The organism is candidate division KSB1 bacterium (assembly GCA_022562085.1).
Lineage (GTDB): Bacteria > Zhuqueibacterota > Zhuqueibacteria > Oceanimicrobiales > Oceanimicrobiaceae > Oceanimicrobium.
On record JADFPY010000064.1, the window covers coordinates 1 to 16,897 of the forward strand.

Annotated in this window: 17 protein-coding genes and 1 pseudogene; 10 read left to right on the top strand and 8 right to left on the bottom strand. The window is 41.9% G+C overall.

Annotation, left to right across the window (positions count from 1 at the left end; translation table 11 throughout):
- The first annotated feature begins 336 nt into the window (after nt 1-336).
- Together IH879_07990 and IH879_07995 are read left to right on the top strand one after the other, a co-directional pair.
- Nucleotides 337-897 carry an HDIG domain-containing protein gene (locus tag IH879_07990; protein ID MCH7674877.1) on the top strand — a complete coding sequence of 187 codons (561 nt, stop codon included), beginning with the start codon at nt 337-339 and terminating at the stop codon, nt 895-897.
- Nucleotides 898-1,000: 103 nt separating this feature from the next.
- Nucleotides 1,001-2,065 carry a DUF3810 domain-containing protein gene (locus IH879_07995; GenBank protein MCH7674878.1) on the top strand — a complete coding sequence of 355 codons (1,065 nt, stop codon included), beginning with the start codon at nt 1,001-1,003 and terminating at the stop codon, nt 2,063-2,065.
- On the opposite strand, the gene priA is transcribed toward IH879_07995, so the two are convergent.
- Together priA and IH879_08005 are read right to left on the bottom strand one after the other, a co-directional pair.
- Nucleotides 2,058-4,529 carry a primosomal protein N' gene (gene priA, locus IH879_08000; protein ID MCH7674879.1) on the bottom strand — a complete coding sequence of 824 codons (2,472 nt, stop codon included), beginning with the start codon at nt 4,527-4,529 and terminating at the stop codon, nt 2,058-2,060. The two genes, IH879_07995 and priA, sit on opposite strands and share 8 nt — an antisense overlap.
- Before the next feature lie 104 nt (nt 4,530-4,633).
- Complete coding sequence (locus IH879_08005; GenBank protein ID MCH7674880.1) at nt 4,634-5,491, bottom strand: RNA polymerase sigma factor RpoD/SigA; 858 nt, start codon at nt 5,489-5,491, stop codon at nt 4,634-4,636.
- A 455-nt stretch (nt 5,492-5,946) separates the two neighbouring features.
- Between IH879_08005 and IH879_08010 the strand changes: the two genes are divergently transcribed.
- From IH879_08010 to IH879_08025, 4 genes are all read left to right on the top strand, one after another.
- Nucleotides 5,947-6,885 (top strand): GHKL domain-containing protein, encoded by a 939-nt coding sequence (locus IH879_08010; GenBank protein ID MCH7674881.1) that lies wholly within the window; start codon nt 5,947-5,949, stop codon nt 6,883-6,885.
- Between the two features lie 10 nt (nt 6,886-6,895).
- Entirely contained in the window at nt 6,896-7,270 is a 375-nt protein-coding gene (locus IH879_08015; protein MCH7674882.1) for a response regulator, read from the top strand.
- A gap of 341 nt (nt 7,271-7,611) precedes the next feature.
- Nucleotides 7,612-7,920 (top strand): hypothetical protein, encoded by a 309-nt coding sequence (locus tag IH879_08020; GenBank protein MCH7674883.1) that lies wholly within the window; start codon nt 7,612-7,614, stop codon nt 7,918-7,920.
- 26 nt (nt 7,921-7,946) lie between these two features.
- A complete protein-coding gene (locus IH879_08025; protein ID MCH7674884.1) occupies nt 7,947-8,282 on the top strand; it encodes a T9SS type A sorting domain-containing protein in 336 nt (111 codons plus the stop codon).
- A gap of 271 nt (nt 8,283-8,553) precedes the next feature.
- On the opposite strand, the gene IH879_08030 is transcribed toward IH879_08025, so the two are convergent.
- A complete protein-coding gene (locus IH879_08030; protein ID MCH7674885.1) occupies nt 8,554-9,456 on the bottom strand; it encodes a fatty acid desaturase in 903 nt (300 codons plus the stop codon).
- A gap of 276 nt (nt 9,457-9,732) precedes the next feature.
- The gene (locus IH879_08035; protein ID MCH7674886.1) at nt 9,733-9,933 is read right to left on the bottom strand and encodes a cold-shock protein; all 201 of its coding nucleotides are present in this window, start codon (nt 9,931-9,933) and stop codon (nt 9,733-9,735) included.
- Nucleotides 9,934-10,309: 376 nt separating this feature from the next.
- On the opposite strand from IH879_08035, the gene IH879_08040 reads away from it, so the two are divergent.
- On the top strand, nt 10,310-11,533 hold the full coding sequence (locus tag IH879_08040) for an alkaline phosphatase family protein (GenBank protein ID MCH7674887.1): 1,224 nt from the start codon (nt 10,310-10,312) through the stop codon (nt 11,531-11,533).
- 133 nt (nt 11,534-11,666) lie between these two features.
- On the opposite strand, the gene IH879_08045 is transcribed toward IH879_08040, so the two are convergent.
- Nucleotides 11,667-12,509 carry a DUF547 domain-containing protein gene (locus IH879_08045; GenBank protein ID MCH7674888.1) on the bottom strand — a complete coding sequence of 281 codons (843 nt, stop codon included), beginning with the start codon at nt 12,507-12,509 and terminating at the stop codon, nt 11,667-11,669.
- Nucleotides 12,510-12,731: 222 nt separating this feature from the next.
- Between IH879_08045 and IH879_08050 the strand changes: the two are divergent.
- Nucleotides 12,732-13,011: pseudogene (locus tag IH879_08050) on the top strand (type II toxin-antitoxin system RelE/ParE family toxin).
- A 22-nt stretch (nt 13,012-13,033) separates the two neighbouring features.
- A complete protein-coding gene (locus IH879_08055) occupies nt 13,034-13,324 on the top strand; it encodes a HigA family addiction module antidote protein (protein MCH7674889.1) in 291 nt (96 codons plus the stop codon).
- 87 nt (nt 13,325-13,411) lie between these two features.
- On the opposite strand, the gene dusB is transcribed toward IH879_08055, so the two are convergent.
- Together dusB and IH879_08065 are read right to left on the bottom strand one after the other, a co-directional pair.
- On the bottom strand, nt 13,412-14,593 hold the full coding sequence (dusB, locus tag IH879_08060) for a tRNA dihydrouridine synthase DusB (GenBank protein MCH7674890.1): 1,182 nt from the start codon (nt 14,591-14,593) through the stop codon (nt 13,412-13,414).
- A 41-nt stretch (nt 14,594-14,634) separates the two neighbouring features.
- Nucleotides 14,635-15,339 carry a haloacid dehalogenase type II gene (locus IH879_08065; protein MCH7674891.1) on the bottom strand — a complete coding sequence of 235 codons (705 nt, stop codon included), beginning with the start codon at nt 15,337-15,339 and terminating at the stop codon, nt 14,635-14,637.
- Nucleotides 15,340-15,530: 191 nt separating this feature from the next.
- On the opposite strand from IH879_08065, the gene IH879_08070 reads away from it, so the two are divergent.
- Entirely contained in the window at nt 15,531-16,043 is a 513-nt protein-coding gene (locus tag IH879_08070; GenBank protein ID MCH7674892.1) for a helix-turn-helix domain-containing protein, read from the top strand.
- A gap of 604 nt (nt 16,044-16,647) precedes the next feature.
- Here the strand turns inward: IH879_08070 and IH879_08075 are convergent.
- On the bottom strand, nt 16,648-16,897 hold a 250-nt coding region (locus IH879_08075), incomplete at its 5' end, for a T9SS type A sorting domain-containing protein (GenBank protein ID MCH7674893.1).

A 16,897-nucleotide genomic window follows, 5' to 3' on the forward strand; every position in this document is an offset into this window, starting at 1 on the left:
ACCAGACACTAAAATCGTTGGCTTGAACACATTGTTTTTGACAAGTTTTAATTTTCAAAGTTTATCCTCAACACCTTTAAAATCAGTGTTTCATCAGTGTTAATCAGTGGCTAAAATATTCTTTGCATAACTAGGCTCCATGAAAACTTTGCTAAAAAAACACAATGTTGCAGATTTGTAGTACAGAAAACACGGAGAAGCACAAAGGTCACCAAGAAATCAAAAAATTTAGAAATCTCTGTCTTCTCTGTGTAACTTTGAAGACTCTGTGTCCAAAATAGAAATCCCCCTTGATCCCCTTTTGGAAAGGGGGACTTTTAATGGAAGGAGAAAAAAATGAACCGTCAAGAAGCCTGGGATTTAATGACCCAATATACAAAATCTGAAAACTTGCGCAAGCACATGCTCGCAGTTGAGGCCGCCATGCGTTTTTATGCCAAAAAATTTGGTGAGGATGAAGAAAAATGGGCCGTGGTCGGCCTGCTGCATGACTTTGATTATGAGCAGCACCCAACTCCGGAGGAACACCCTTTTGTTGGCGTCAAAATTCTGCAAGAGAAAGGCTACCCCGAAGAAATTACCCGCGCTATTTTGTCACACGCAGATTATTCCGGTGTTGTTCCGGAAAGCAACATGGAAAAATCTCTGTTTGCAGTGGATGAACTGAGCGGCTTTATTGTTGCGGTATCTTTAGTGCGGCCTTCCAAAAGTATTCTCGATTTAAAAGTTAAGTCAGTTAAAAAAAAATTGAAAACAAAAGCTTTTGCGGCGAATGTGAGCCGAGAAGACATTCAAAAAGGCTCGGAAATGTTGGAGTTGAGTTTAGAGGAGCATATTCAAAATGTCATTGATGCTATGAAAACAATCGCAGGCGATTTAGGGTTGGCGGAAAACTAACTCAGGAAAATCGTGAAAATTAGCAGCTTTTCTTGCATATTGGTGCAGTTTCATTATATTAAACTTACGTAACAAACATTTTACAGAATAATCCTGAAATTAAATGCAGCCTCCAACAAAAACCAGAGCGGGTATTATTGGCCTGGCCCTGACATTTTTTCTCGTCCTGCAACTTCTATCAAATTATCCTCAAGCGGTAGAGAAATATTATACAAACGGCATCTACCCAATTTTAACTTTAATTGTATCCAAAATAACCAGTCAACTTCCTTTTTCCATAACTGAATTTCTTCTGTGGACTGTATTGCTCATTGGCGTTCCGCATACGATTCGCCGTATCGGGCAAAAAAGAATGCAATTGGGCCCGCTTATTCTAAATTTACTTTCAATCTCGGCTATCATTTACATATGGTTTTATCTTTTCTGGGGCATCAACTATTTGCGCCAGCCTTTGAAATCAAAATTAGATTTAGAAAATGTGCAGCTTGAAATCGATGCTTTTGATTCAACATTTGTGCAAATTATCCGCCAGGGGAACGAGTTGAATTTAAAATACTCAATTCAGAAAATCGAACACATCAACACGGACATCGATTCATCTTATGACGAAATTTTATCTCAATTGGGTTTAAAAAAAATCCCACGCAATCGGAGCACAAAACAATTTGTCGGGAATTGGCTGTTGAACCTGACCACGACCAGTGGTTTTTTCAGCCCGCTTTTCCACGAAATCCATTACAACAGAGACATGTTGATTTTCGAACTGCCGTTTGTACTGGCTCATGAGAAGGCGCATCAAATGGGATACACAAGCGAAGCAGAAGCAAACTTCCTTGCCTATTTAGTTTGCACGAACGCCCGTGAGCATCTGGTACGTTACAGTGGATATTTCAGCCTTTTAGGATATTTTTTCAGCAGCCTCAGAAAAGATAAATCAAGAGAAAAATTCTTTACATCCTTGATCAATGAAGGGGTGAAATTGGATATTCAGGCCGTTCGGGAAAGGTGGAAAAGCCACGAGGGACTCATTTCAAAATCCTTAAGTAAAAGTTATGATTTATATTTGAAAGCAAACCAGATTAAAGAGGGAATTCAAAATTATTCGAGAGTGGTAGATTTAGTGATACGGTATTACGGCAAAACCAATGCCGTCGCCCCAGCTAAATAATTGAAACCGGATCCACATCAATTGCGATTCGAACTCCCCGAGACTTATTCTCACTCTTAAATATCCCGTGAGCATTTTGAATCGCTTTCTTAAGAATTTTCCCGTTAGCGTCTTTCTCTTTGTCCCCCTTCAGTAAAATCTGCCAACGAAATCTTTTCTTTATCTTAGAAATTGGCGAAGCAGTCGCTCCCAATATTTGAAAATACCCTCTCTGTTTCTTAAGCGCTTTTTCAAATTCCTGAGCCGCTCCCTTAACTTTTAATTCATTTTCGCCGCTGAAAAGCAAGCAAATAATCCGGCCAAATGGCGGGTACATGAGCTCTCTTCGCTCTAACACTTCTCCCCTATAAAATCTGATAAAATCATGAGTCAAAGCGCAGTTAAGACAAAAATTGTGCGGGAAATAAGACTGAATAATGACCTCACCCAGCAAATCGCTGCGGCCTGCACGACCCGCTACCTGGGTTAAAAGTTGAAATGTGCGTTCAGAGGATCGGAAATCCGGAATAAGCATCCCGACATCAGCATTGATAACTCCAACCAGGGTCACTTTATGGAAATCCAGCCCTTTGGCAACCATTTGTGTTCCCAGCAGAATATCATACTTGCCCTGTCCGAACTCTTTTAAGATCTTGTCGTGAGACCACTTGCCGCTGGTTGTGTCTATGTCCATACGGACGACTCTGGCTTTGGGGAATTGATTTTTCAGTTCCTCCTCTACTCTTTGTGTGCCAAGCCCTCGAAACAGAATATCGATACCCCGGCATTCCGCACATTTGTCCGGCGCCGGTTTTGAAAAGCCACAGTAGTGGCAGCGCAGCCGATGACCCGTAAGATGAAAAGTCAAGGTAATCTGGCAATCCCCACACTCTTCGACGTGACCGCAGTCGCGGCATTTTATATAATTTGAAAAGCCCCGCCGGTTTAAAAGTAAAATTATCTGCTCTTTTCTGGTGATTTTTTCTTGAATTTTTGCAGAAAGCAGTCGTGAAAAAATCGTCTCATCTTTTTTTCCCGAAAGTCGCCGTTCTTTACGCATATCCAAAATCTTAACATCCGGAAGAGGAACGTCGTTTACTCGACGACGCAATTCTATAAGCTTATATTTCTCGGTTTTAGCGTTAAAAAACGATTCTGCGGAAGGAGTTGCCGAGCCGAGAATCACGACGGCATCTGCAAACTTTGCACGAACCACTGCCACATCGCGGGCATGGTACCTGGGAGATGTGTCTTGCTTATACGAACCTTCATGCTCTTCATCAACGACAATTAAGCCGATATTTTTCAAGGGCGCGAATACTGCAGATCTCGGCCCAATTGCCACTTTCGCCTCCCCTTTCTTCAGCAACCGCCAGGAATCCAGGCGTTCTCCTGACGACATGGCGCTATGAAGAACGGCAACTTTGTCCTTAAAATGAGACCGAAACCTCGCGACTGTTTGAGGCGTCAAGGCTATTTCAGGGACGAGTACAATCGCATCTTTTCCTTTCTCAAGGGTTTTATAAATCGCTTCGATATAGACCTGGGTTTTACCGCTGCCCGTTACCCCGAACAGCAAAAACGTCTCGAACCGTTCCTCCCGGATCGGCACTTCGATTTGCTTTAATGCTGCCTTCTGTTCATCATTCGGAGAAATTGGTTTCGGTTTCTCAGCATTATTTGAGCCATAATAATCGCGCACAACCTCTTTTTGGATAAATCTAATTAAGTTCGATTTCTCTAGCGCTTTCAACGAAGCCAAAGCTGAACCGGTCTGTTTTAAAAGCTCTTTTTGAAGAACCTCTTGTTTCTTTACTTGTAAATAGCGCAGACAACTTGCCTGTTTGGGCGCCCGCCTTTGTAAAATTTCGATTTTAACCTCATCGAAATTTTCGGAAAGTAAGCTAACGTATTTTTCAACTTTCGGCTTTAATTTGAAATTTGTCATAAATTGCTGCACTTTGACCAGGCCTATTGATTCAAGCTGATTGAGACTTGAATAAATACTTTTAGCGCCAATTCGCCTTCTCAGCTCATTGACGGAAATTTTACGACTCTTGGCAATGTACCGCAGTGTTTGTGCCCGCCGGGGCGCTCTCTTCTCTAACTTTGCCGCCTCGGTTTCGGCCTCTTTGGTACAAATTTCAACCATCGATTTTGATGCCTTCATGAAGAAACCGGGAACCATGCTTTTCAGAACTTCTCCTAAAGAACAGAGATAATAATCAGATATCCAGCCTGCCAATTTAAGCATTTCGCTCGAAATAAGCGGCTTTAAATCCAGGATATCCTGAACAGTTTTGACTTGTTCAAGCTCGGTTTTATTGGTGATTCCAACGATGAACCCGGTCAGTCTGCGGGCACCGAATGGCGCGATCACCCGGCTGCCAATTTTAGCGAGGCTGGTAAGTTCAAGCGGGACAAGATAAGTAAAAGTTTTGTTTAGGGGTAAAGGTAAAGCGACATTTACATAAGTTTCAGGCATGGATTAAATTTAATGATAAAATCGGACACTTTCAACCTGCTTTTTTAAGCAAAAAAAATGCCCTTGCTATTTGCAAGGGCATTTCCGAAACAGGAATCGGTTGTTTAGCCTAAGTATTTTCGAAGCGGCTCGAGGCGCGACCGATGCCGCATCCGCCGCAAGGCCTTTTCTTTGATTTGTCGAACACGCTCTCTGGTCAATTGAAAATGTTCGCCAATTTCCTCGAGAGTTAACGGACGATCACCTTCCAAACCAAAGTACAAACGAATGATTTCAGCTTCACGCGGTTTCAACGTGACCAATACTTTGTCAATTTCCTCTTTCAAGGATTCTTGCATGAGGGAATCGTCCGGCGGCGAATAGCGATCGCTTTCAAGCACGTCCAACAGGTTATTGCCTTCTTCCTCTTTAAAAGGTTCATCGAGAGAAAGATGGCGCGCCGAGGTTTTTAAAACATCTGCGACCTCATAATCCGTCATCTCCATGCTGTCCGCAACCTCGTGCATGCTCGGTTCGCGGCCATATCGTTTTTCCAATTTCTCGAGCACCCGGCCGACTTTATTAATTGCACCGACGCGGTTTAAAGGCAATCTTACTACCCGGGACTGCTCAGCCAACGCCTGTAAAATGGACTGCCGGATCCACCAAACAGCGTAGGAAATAAACTTAAACCCGCGAGTTTCATCAAATCTCTGCGCAGCTTTGATAAGGCCAAGATTTCCTTCGCTAATCAAATCCTGCAAAGGCAGTCCCTGACCCTGGTACTCTTTAGCAACGCTAATTACAAAGCGCAAGTTGGCTTTGACTAATTTATCTAATGCCTGCGATTCGCCTTTGCGGATTCGCCGGGTTAATTCAATCTCTTCCGAAGGTGGCAGAGGTGTAAATCCACCAATTTCTTCTAAATATTTCTCGATAGATTGCCTTGGACGGTTGTCCGGTTTTTTCTGCTTTTTAGCCATACCTTATTTATATAACCCCAATTTACTTTTTTTGCTTAAATTTAGTTACGAAAAGAAAATTTATTTGTTTTTATACTTTCCATATAGGAATTGGTTTCAATATTGCAGATAAAGTTATTTAAGTTATTGTCATGGAAACAACAATTTAGGCACACAATATAATCCCAATTTTTATGCAAAAATCAGGCCTTGCATGCTTCGGAATTCAACCATGTTACCATACCTTCAAAACAAACTAGCTGCGGCTATAAATTGATGAAAATTAAAGGAATGAATAGTAATGGCAGACATCTATTGGATGCCCTAAGCCTCCTCTCCCAGCCTGTAAGCGACAAATATAAGGTAGTTAAAATAAATTGTCAACACATATTTGTAAAAACTTTAGAAAAATAATTGAAAGTCGATAAACTATTGCATCTACAAACCAATCCTAATTTCATCAACAAGCGCAAATTATGAAAAGAAATCAAAGCTATCTGCATAATTTAAAAGATCTTGCGCATGAGCCTGGTGAAGAAAAACTCCAGGAGCCCTTACACGAAAACGCCCTTATTTTTGAAAAGATTTCCGACGATCACATTGAACAACTTATTCAACAAAATCAAAGCATGCAACAAGCTTTAGAAGAAGCAGATGACAAACTAAAAGAAACTCAAGCACAATTAGCTCAAGCTGGAAAATTAGCAACCCTTGGAACCCTTGGCGCTGAAGTCGCCCATGAGCTAAATAATCCGTTAACAGTCGTGAGCGCGGAAGCAGATGAAATTATCGAAGCCCTTGGAAATGGCAGTTTCGATAAAGAGTTCGCGGATATCTCTGCAAAAAACATCAAAAAATGCGCAGAACGGATGCGGGTTATTATCGACCACATCCGAAGGTATTCCAGAGACGATAAAAATTCTGTATGGGAAAAGGTAACTATCAACAGGCCGATAAATGATTCTCTAATTTTGTTAAGATCTCAGCTTGCGGATTCCGGCATTTCAATTGAACTCTCTCTGGATGAAAACTTACCCGAAATGTGGGGACAAATAAATAAATTAGAATCGATTTTTCAGAACTTAATTACAAACGCTGCAGACGCGTTTGATTCCGTTAATGATGGAAGAGACAAAAGGCTGCAGATATCGAGCAGCATGGTAAATACAAACAGGATTTTGGTGAAAATAACTGATAATGCCGGCGGCATGTCAAAGGAAGTCAAATCAAAAATTTTTAAATCATTTTTCACCACAAAAGTTGCAGGGAAAGGAACAGGTTTAGGACTGGCAATTGTACAAAACCTTGTAAAAGAACACCGGGGAATTATTCATGTCGATTCTGTGGATGGAAGAGGCACCGAGTTTGAATTGAACTTCCCGCTTGAAAAAAGACTTAATCACAATGCAAAATAGGTTTGACACCATGGGCAAGCAAAAGAAAATTTTGATCATTGATGACGAAGAAACAATAGTTGACATTTTAAAACGACGCTTTGAGCGCCTGGGCTTTACAGTCTTTTCTGAATATGACGGCGCCACTGCTATTGAAGTTTTAAAAAAAGAAATGGTTGATCTGGTTCTCTGTGATGTTAAAATGCCAAACGGTATATCCGGTTCGGATGTTTTGAAAGCAGCTCAAATCCACAATCCCACCTCCCAATTTGTGGCTATGTCGGGCCATCTGAATTCGCATAAATCTGTGAAATCTATCATGAAAGATGGCGCATCCGTTTTTATCAAAAAACCTTTCCCTTCCTTGACAGAAGTAACCCAGCAAATTGCAAGTTTAGTTGCATGAGCCCTGCAAGCCTACTTTAATTTTTTTCAAAAAAATTAAAAAAATCTTGACTTTAGAAATAAAATTCTGTTTTTGTAAAAACAGGCAACTAATTTTTTAAGAAAAAAAGGAGGATGACCTAAAAAAAATTGCTCTAATGGAGCGCCAATTTTTCTTCTATTTTCTTTCCACTCTCACACACACTTTATTTTGGTTCTTTTCTAATTTACAAAAGTATTTCTTTATTTCGATTAAAACTGTGTCTTTTCTCCAACCTGTCGATTCGAACATTTTCTGAGTTCGAGCCGGCCCGTCTCCCATTTAAATAACTCATTTATTTTAAACAAAAGGAAGGGATTACCATGAAAAGAACACTCTTTCTAAGTGTATTGTCGGTAGTATTCATCTGTTCAATCCAAACTGTCCGGGGACAGATCCCCCAGACATTGAGTTACCAGGGTGTTTTGACCGATGCTAATGGCGCTATTGTGCCTGACGGTAAATATACCCTCACATTTAAACTTTTCAATGCCGCCGAGGGAGGCAGGGCCATCTGGTCGGAAAATCAAGAAGTCTTCATTCAAAATGGCTTGTTTACTGTGGCCCTGGGAAGTGTCAGCCCGCTCGATATTCCCTGGCCCAACCCATCCTGCAAAATCCAGGTCAGTTGACCAGCGGGCAATTGTGGTATTTAGGGGTGCAGATAATTACCACTGAAGCCGCACAAAAAGAAAACAGCATTCCCATCGAATTCAGTCTCGACCAGAACTATCCCAATCCATTCAACCCGACGACCACCATTCAGTTTACGCTGCCGGAGGCTTCGCGGGTGACTTTAAAACTTTTTGATATTCTGGGTAAGGAATTGGCTACTTTAGTGGATAAAGAAATGGCGACGGGCGTGCACAAAGTTCTATTTGATGCAAAAGACTTTGCCAGCGGTGTTTACTTTTACCGCATTCAGGCGAAGTCTGAGAACTCAGACGCAAGGCAGGCATTTCTTCAGTCGAGAAAGCTGATATTTTTGAAGTAGAGCGGTTGTCGACTTAAGCGTAGTCAGTAGATTATTCTATTACTCAGAAAAACTTTGTATTTTTAACAGAAATATTGCAAAGCGCTCTTTACTAAGATTCCCGTGAAACGTGAAAAGTAAAACGTGAAATGAAAATCTTTGAAAAGCGTTTTTCCGTTTCACTTTTCACGTTTGACGTTTTACTTGCGCTTTAGCGCATTCGCTGCCGGAGGCTTCGACGGTAACTTTAAAACTTTTTAATATTCTGGGACGGGAATTGATTACTGTACTACTAGGTATCGTGGCCATCCCTTAATTTCTCTTTGAACGATTTTTTGAGGAAACGGTAGCTAACCAATCGTTGTCCTTCTTCATCCCACAAACGAAAAGCGAACGATTTCAGGCTGGAAAACAAAGTGACGCGTTTAACTTGACTGAAAAGAGTACTATTCTTGTGACATCTTTCCAGATGGTAGTTCGGGATTCGCGGACTCAGATGATGGATATGATGGAAGCCAATGTTTCCGGAAAACCATTGTAAAACCCGGGGTAAGTTATAAAAAGAACTCCCTTGTAAAGCCGCCGCCACATAGTCCCAATTTTCGCCTTGCTCCCAATAGGCGCCTTCAAACTGATGCTGCACGTAAAACAACCAGACCCCGGCCGCTGAGCTAATGAGCAAGATTGGGAAATATATCAAGACCGTATTCACAAATCCTACTGTAAAACTCATCAAAACCATCAGGCCTGCTAATGCAAGATTTGTCCAAAAGACACTACCCCGCTCCCTGCTGGCAGCTGCGCGACTTGGAAAACGCTGACGTATCAAAATCATGTACACTCCGCCAATTCCAAACAGAACCAGCGGATTACGATACACCCGGTAGAATATTTTCGTCAGCCGCGGTGATTTCAGATATTCTTCAACCGTTAGCGTCCAAATATCGCCAACGCCTCTTCTATCCAGATCTGATGAGGTGGCATGATGTACCGCATGATCATGACGCCACTGATGGTATGGGGTGAGCGTTAAAATACCGGTAATATACCCCCAAATATCATTGGCCTTTCTTGATTTAAAAAAACAGCCGTGGCCACAGTCATGAAAAATAATAAAGATGCGTACCAGAAAGCCGGCGGCTAAAATAGAGAGCCCCAAAGTTAACCAATATGAGATTTCAAGACTGAGCTGCATGAGATACCATAAAATAAGATAGGGGACAAAAGAGTTAACTATTTGCCAAATACTTCGACGAAGGTGTGGCGTTTGATATTTTGCGATAATCGGCTGCCAAAAGGTTGTATTCAAAACAAGCGTCCTTTCTGAGGAGTTAGCCTCATCTTCAACTCCGATAACAAATGTGAAGAAAACAGAAATCTATCAATATGGAGGGTTAAAACAAATATGCAGAAACAAGAAACCCCGGCCCAGTAAGAGCCGGGGTTTCTTGGCGAAACAAAGTCAAAAATATTACACCTTTGAAACGTTGACAGCCTGGTACCCTTTGGGCGTGCTCTCAACTTCAAACTGAACTTCATCTCCTTCATCCAGAGATTTGTATCCATCGCCAACGATAGCGTTGAAATGGACAAATACATCATCTCCTTCTTCTCTGGAGATAAAGCCAAAACCCTTAGAGCCGTTGAACCATTTAACAGTTCCTTTTTCCATAGGATCAATCCTCATTTAAAATGATTAATTACGTACATATCTGTTCACAGCCTTTCAGGGCAAAAAAAAATCGTTTTGAATGGTACTAAGATTACACCATTCTCCACGATATGCTTTTCTGCTTGCTACTTTTTCTGAAACTTTTGTCGCTCAAAACTCTAAAAGGTGTAAATAAAAAGTGTACAATTATTTTTAGCGTCGAAAAGATAGGATTTATTATTTTAAAAAGCAACCTTTATTTTAACTTTCTTAAAATTCTCTTGAATGTCACTTCAAATATTCCTTTGCTTTAAAAGATTCTATTTGTTACTTTTGCTTCCACTCATAAGCCCAATTTAGCATTTTTTCTAATTTGACAAGAGAGGAAACGAATAAAATGATCAGATTTTCGACTCTCCTTTTAGCCCTTTTTTATTTCCTGCAAAGCCTTGGGTGTTCGGTTCAAAAACAAGACAAACAGACCATCATCCTCATCTCTATTGATGGCTTTCGCTGGGACTATCCGGAAAAAGCCGAGACGCCCAATCTAGATTTTCTCATCAAGACCGGAGTGCGTGCGAAATCGCTGACCCCTTGTTTCCCTACAAAAACATTTCCGAACCATTACACCATCGTCACCGGGCTCTATCCCCAAAACCATGGCATCATCGCAAACAACATGTACGACCCGCTGCGAAAGAAGCCGTTTAAATTGAGCATTCCCGAGGCTATTCATGATCCTCAGTGGTGGGGTGGCGAACCGATCTGGGTGACTGCGGAAAAACAGGGCCTGAAAACCGCATGCTATTTTTGGCCGGGATCAGAAACGAAAATAAAAGGGCTGCTGCCGACTTATTTTTTTAATTATGACGGGGATGTCCCAAACGAGGACAGAATCAAACAAGTTCTCAAGTGGCTTGACCTGCCCCTGGACCAGCGGCCTTCTTTGATAACAACCTATTTTAGTACTCTGGATGACGCAGGTCATCATTATGGTCCGGATTCTAAAGAGGTTGCTGAAGCGATTCATACCATTGATTCTGTGATCGGAATTTTAGTAAATGGGTTGCAAGAAAGGAAACTTCTGGAGAAAGTGAATATCATCATTGTATCCGACCACGGCATGGCCGCCACGAGAGCCGACCAGATTATCTTTCTGGACGATTACATCGATTTAGATGGAGTCGATGTCGTTGATTGGAATCCGGTCGCGGTTATCAATTCTGCTGAGGGTGAAAAAGAGAAAATCTACCAGAGATTAATGAATGCACACCCAAAATTAAAAGTCTATAAAAAAGAGGAAGTTCCTGAGAGGTTCCACTTCGGCAAGCATCCCGTTACTCCAAAAATAGTCGCCATCGCGGATGAAGGTTGGTCCATATCCAGCCATCCATATGTCGATAGGCGGCCGGGTTACGGCGATGGCGGCAATCACGGCTTTGACGATCAGCTCACCTCGATGGGGGCCACTTTTATCGCCAGCGGACCAGCCTTTAAAGCCGGGGTGACAGTCGAGCCGTTCCGAAATATTCATATCTATGAATTGATGGCGGAAATCCTGGACCTCTTACCGGCCCCAAATGACGGCTCTCTCGATTCGGTTCGAGTTGTGTTAAAGTAGCAAACGGATGTGACTTACGCTTCTTCCCTACAACTATCTTGGAGGGGGGAATTAAAGGGGGGTGTGAGATGCTGATTAGAGAACCCCAACTTTTGTAATCCTGCCCCGAGGGGGGACGAAGGGGGTGAAACGACTACTCGTTCAAGCTCCAATCGTATTTTGTGTGTTTAATTTTCCAGCTTTCCGGAATTGCTCTTATAGACTCGGCAAGAGTGTCGGGTAAAAAATTGGCTACAAACAGTAGCCGTTCTTCATCATTTTTACCAAAGTCATCTGCAAACCAGTCGAGTATTTTCGACAGGTGGGCTTCCTTCTTTTCTACATTAAAATAGTTTTTCTCTTCATCGCCAAAAAATATCAGCGCTTGATCAGAGAGTTGCTCGTCCAGCTTTTGGCCTTCGTACGCCTCAGAACGCAGCAGTGGACAACCCTTTGAAGCGCAAACCAAAGCAAAATGGGCAAGCGGGCACGGAGTTTCAGTGCAAACTTGTGAGAATTCGGCTTTTGGATCTTGAGTGGCGGCACGAATTATTTTATGCTCAATGAAATTCAGGCTAATTTTCTTACCGTTGATGACAACAAATTTTTTATCCCAGACCGTTTTTTTCAAAAGGGTGCCAATATAGAGACCGCCGAAATGCAGCTTGTTTATACTTTTGATGGGGTAATTATCACAAATGACCTTCAAAGTAAAAGCGTTGTAAGCGTTTATCCAGAACGCCAGTTTTGCTTTATCGTTTTGAATTTTTTCCGGGTCCGTAGCGGCCAATTTTGAAATATATTCTTCCAGGCGATTATCGTTACGCAGATCACGGTAATTCACTTTTCCATCTGAAACGTACTCTTTTAAAATCTCGGTAAAAAGATTGTGCCCATTTTCCTCATTTGGGTTGATGCCCTCACCGGCAGGATTAATAATCAAAGTATGGCCTGAGCAGGCAACTAAAATAAAAAATGTGATTATTAGAAATTTCATAATTACTCTTACAGATGAGTGAATAACTATTTTACTTTAGAAAATTAGGACTAATATTATAAAAAAGCAAGCTCACGAAAACATATATCAACTCGTTAGATTGGTAGTGTATAAATCTACTAATTTAAGGAAAACGACGATAAAAAACTGTGGTATTTTTACTCGCAACGTAACGGTATACATGTTATATTAGAACCGGATAAAAAGAAATTAAAATGAGAATTGATAAAGTCTTTTAAACATAAAGCTCTTCAGAGATTATTCCCTTTATAATGATCGAAGTAAAATTAATCCCAATCATTCGTCAAAGCTTATTAGAATTTTGGATCGTTTGGATGCATCAGTGACACCTCAAGATATGAATTTACCCGGATATAAATTACATGAACTTAAAGGAAAAGAAAAAGGTACCTGGTCTGTTTGGGTAAGTGGAAATTGGAGGATTACTTTTCAATTTGAGGGTAATGATGCAATAAATGTTAATTATGAAGATTATCATTAATCTATTTTGGAGAAATATTATGATAGTAAATAGAAACCCTACTCATCCTGGTGAAGTTTTACGTGAAGATGTGTTGAAACCACTTGGTTTAACTGTTACAGAAGCCTCAAAAAGACTTGGAGTAACCAGGAAAACATTATCATTATTACTCAATTGTAAATCAGCAATGAGCCCGGAAATGGCAATTCGAGTTGGAAAGGCTACCGGAACAACTCCAGAAAGTTGGCTATATATGCAAGCTAAATTAAATTTATGGTTTGCTGAAAAACATTCTACTAAAGTTGAATCATTTGAGAAAAGAATTGCTGTTTAAATATTATCTTGTTGTGTCAATAAGCTTTACATCAGAATATTTATCTTGTAACAAGTACTTCTACTGAGGTTTTCATAAACCAATTTTTTATCCCCCCGAGGTTGCGTCCTCCGCCGCAACAGAAGGCGGCGTCGCGTCGTCGAGGCTGTCTAAATAACCTTCGGGTAGTGCGACTTTTTGCTTTCCCCGCCTTTTGCCGCGCGGTTTGCGCAAACTGCTGAACGGAAATGGCTCATCGCGATTGACATCCGCAAGGATTTCCTGCAAAACTGAAAAGGTTTCAACTCTGACCAGCTTTTCAAGTAACACAGGTGAGCTTCTAAACCCTTTAACGTACCAGGTGCTATGTTTGCGAAAAGAAAGCATGGCGAATTTTTCATCAAACCAGTCGCACAGAAGACGCGCGTGTTCGAGCATGACCTCGACAACCTGACCAAGAGTCGGCGGCTTTTGAATTTCACGGCCTTCAAAAACATCCGCCAAATCCCGGAAAAGCCAGGGGCGGCCCAAACAGCCGCGGCCGACCACCACACCGTCGCAGCCCGTAGTGCGCATCATTCTAAGTGCGTCGTAAGCTTCCCAGATATCGCCATTTCCCAAGACCGGAATCGTTCTAACTGCGTTCTTGAGCTCGGCAATCGCCTGCCATTTGGCCTGTCCTTGATAAAGCTGGGCAGCCGTCCGGGCGTGCAGCGCCACCGAAGCACAACCCGCATCCTCAGCGATTTTCCCGGCGGTCAGATAAGTGGTGTAATGCTCATCGATGCCAATTCGGAATTTAATTGTGACAGGAATCGATCCGGCGTTTTTGACAGCCGCCTGCACAATATTTTGCAGAAGTTTCGGTTTAAGCGGAATGGCCGCGCCGCCACCTTTGATTGTCACTTTGCGAACCGGGCAGCCGAAGTTTAGATCGATATGATCTATGTGCTGCTCACTCACTAATTGAGCTACCGCCTCGCCAATAAAATACGGATCGACCCCGTAAAGCTGCAAACTGCGCGGTTTTTCATCAGGGGCAAAGGAAGCCAGTTTCATCGTTTTCGGGTTCCGCTTAACCAGCAAACGGGCAGTCACCATTTCACTGACATACAAACCGGCGCCAAATCGGCGGCACAAAGTTCGAAAGGGCGCGTTGGTGATTCCCGCCATCGGCGCTAACACCACCGGCGGCCAGATGCGCAGTGGGCCAATCGGAATGGGTTTAAATTCGTCGGCAGAAGCAGGCTCGACATCCTGGTTGATTTGACTGGCGTATTTTTCGGTCATTGGCTTGTTTATAACAAAGGCTCGATTAAAATAAACCCATACTAAGTTTTAAAAATTCCTATCAAATCAACAAGAGATTTCAGATCAGGGACTTCGAAATCCGGCTTTGCTTCTGCGGGAAGCGTTGCCCCAAACCCTTCTTCTTCCCTTCTTCTGTTGATCCAAACCGTAGCAAGACCGAGTTTTTTTGCAGGCACAATATCGTGGAAAAGGCTTTGGGCCACGTGCAAAATGCGCTCTTTCGGTAGCCCAAGGTGCTTAATTGCAAACTCAAAGTTTTGCAGCGAAGGTTTATAAGAGCCAATCTGCTGGGCAGTGAAAACAGTGTCAAAATTCACTTTTAAATGCTGCGCAGAATAAGCAAACAAATCATCATCAATGTTGGAGAGAATGCAAAGTTTGTATTTTGTCTGCAGTGCATTCAAAGCCTCGGTTGAATCTTCAAAAGGAGGCCAATGTTTCACACAAGTTGCAAAAACGGCCAACTCCTCTTCGGAAGGTTTGAAGTTGAACTTCTTGCCAAAACCGTTGAGTACAGACCGCAGGACGGATTTGTAGGTTTGATATTCCCCCACCTCTGCTTTTGCCTCCAGGTCAGAATAAATTTCTAAAACTTCGTTGTCACTGATTTCAATCCCATGGCTGGTCAAAACCGGCTTAAGGGAAGACAGAATTCCCTTTTCCCAGTCAATTAGAGTGCCATAGCAATCGAAAGTAAGAACGTCGAAGTTTTCAAAAATAAGCATACATGTTAAAAAGGAAAAAATCGAATAAAATCAAGAAATAGTTTCGGTTTTTGATTTGGTGCGTGATTAATCGCCGCTCGTTTCAGAAATCAAATTCAAATGACGTGTAAATGTCGGGTCAGTGCAGTTGAAAAGACCGTTTTTTTTACTTAAATTAATATAAAACTCATAACAACCGATAGGTGAGAACCATGATCCAGCCGGAAATAGGAAAAAAAATAGCGGAGTTAAGAAAACAGAAAGGCATGACTCAAGAAGAGCTTGCGTATCGATCGCACTTGAATGTTAGAAGCATTCAAAGAATCGAATCAGGAGAAGTCACACCGAGGTTCTCAACCCTGGAATTACTATCAGAAGTTTTTGAACTTGAATTAAGGGTTGAAAATGATACGGGTTCTAATCTCTGGCTGGTATTTATGCACTTAAGCAGCGTCATACCTTTTATTGTAATTCCTTTAATGATTTGGGCCTGGAAAAAAGACGAAATTCCGGAAATTAATCGTCATGGAATGGACGTTCTAAACTTTCAAATAAGTATGTTTATTTACTTATTCATTTCTGCCATTCTTGTGCTTGTCATAATTGGTGAGTTCCTTTTACTGGCATTGATCATTCTTACCTTCTTTATTTCGATCATAAATACGGTCAGGGTCGCCATGGGGCTAAACTATTCTTATCCAACGACGATTCGTTTTATCAAATGAGGGTGGATGAACGATTTACCGATTTAAGTTTTGGTGAAAGAAATTTTCTACCAGTTTTGAAAATCCGGGAGAATACGGGTCTTTAACGACGTGTTGACTCGGATGTCAAGAGTAAGTCCGGTATAACGGCGGAAGCATTAAATTATCATAACCGACAAATTGGTGTCGTGAACGGGCCGAACAGCCAACCTGGATCGTGCGCCCTGCCATGCCGCCTTTGTAGCTTGCATGAGCAAAGGATTCCGGGTCCGGCGTAAAGCCAAGAGATTCAAAGCACGGGTCAAGCACTGAACGCAGTGTCTTTTATCATTCCGCTCATCATAATCCGCTTCTGGATCCGCAGATTCGAGTTGCCCGAAGTTTTCGCGTTTTCAGCCATCAATCGGACAACTAGGGACAAGTGTGTTACAAGGGCTCACTATCTTATCTAGACTGGTTAATTCATAAATTTCCATTTCAGGCAAAAAACTTCAATATTGTCATGCCCGAGTAGTCGGGCATCCATTACCTGCACTAAGTTGTTGATTTGTAATGGATTCCCGCCTTCGCGGGAATGACGACTTTTATGGTTTGTGAATTATTCAGGTTAGACACTTGCAATTAGTCACCTAATGAACATCATTTTACGCATCTCCACAAAATTTTCAGCTTTTAAACGATAGAGATAAACTCCGCTGCTGACAAGATTTCCCGCTTCATTTTTCCCGTTCCATTGAATGCTGTGTTCACCCGCAACCTGTTTTGCATCAACCAACGTTATCACCTTTTGCCCCAGGAGATTAAAAATCTCAAGTTTCACCTGTGGCGAATTGAGCGATTGTGGGATGGTGTAATTGATCACTGTACTCGGGTTG

What these genes read in the sequence shown, in the direction of transcription:
- IH879_07990 (MCH7674877.1), top strand. Translation starts at nt 337, where the DNA reads ATGAACCGTCAAGAAGCCTGGGATTTAATGACCCAATATACAAAATCT.
- IH879_07995 (MCH7674878.1), top strand. Translation starts at nt 1,001, where the DNA reads ATGCAGCCTCCAACAAAAACCAGAGCGGGTATTATTGGCCTGGCCCTG.
- priA (MCH7674879.1), bottom strand. Translation starts at nt 4,529, where the DNA reads ATGCCTGAAACTTATGTAAATGTCGCTTTACCTTTACCCCTAAACAAA.
- IH879_08005 (MCH7674880.1), bottom strand. Translation starts at nt 5,491, where the DNA reads ATGGCTAAAAAGCAGAAAAAACCGGACAACCGTCCAAGGCAATCTATC.
- IH879_08010 (MCH7674881.1), top strand. Translation starts at nt 5,947, where the DNA reads ATGAAAAGAAATCAAAGCTATCTGCATAATTTAAAAGATCTTGCGCAT.
- IH879_08015 (MCH7674882.1), top strand. Translation starts at nt 6,896, where the DNA reads ATGGGCAAGCAAAAGAAAATTTTGATCATTGATGACGAAGAAACAATA.
- IH879_08020 (MCH7674883.1), top strand. Translation starts at nt 7,612, where the DNA reads ATGAAAAGAACACTCTTTCTAAGTGTATTGTCGGTAGTATTCATCTGT.
- IH879_08030 (MCH7674885.1), bottom strand. Translation starts at nt 9,456, where the DNA reads ATGCAGCTCAGTCTTGAAATCTCATATTGGTTAACTTTGGGGCTCTCT.
- IH879_08035 (MCH7674886.1), bottom strand. Translation starts at nt 9,933, where the DNA reads ATGGAAAAAGGAACTGTTAAATGGTTCAACGGCTCTAAGGGTTTTGGC.
- IH879_08040 (MCH7674887.1), top strand. Translation starts at nt 10,310, where the DNA reads ATGATCAGATTTTCGACTCTCCTTTTAGCCCTTTTTTATTTCCTGCAA.
- IH879_08045 (MCH7674888.1), bottom strand. Translation starts at nt 12,509, where the DNA reads ATGAAATTTCTAATAATCACATTTTTTATTTTAGTTGCCTGCTCAGGC.
- dusB (MCH7674890.1), bottom strand. Translation starts at nt 14,593, where the DNA reads ATGACCGAAAAATACGCCAGTCAAATCAACCAGGATGTCGAGCCTGCT.
- IH879_08065 (MCH7674891.1), bottom strand. Translation starts at nt 15,339, where the DNA reads ATGCTTATTTTTGAAAACTTCGACGTTCTTACTTTCGATTGCTATGGC.
- IH879_08070 (MCH7674892.1), top strand. Translation starts at nt 15,531, where the DNA reads ATGATCCAGCCGGAAATAGGAAAAAAAATAGCGGAGTTAAGAAAACAG.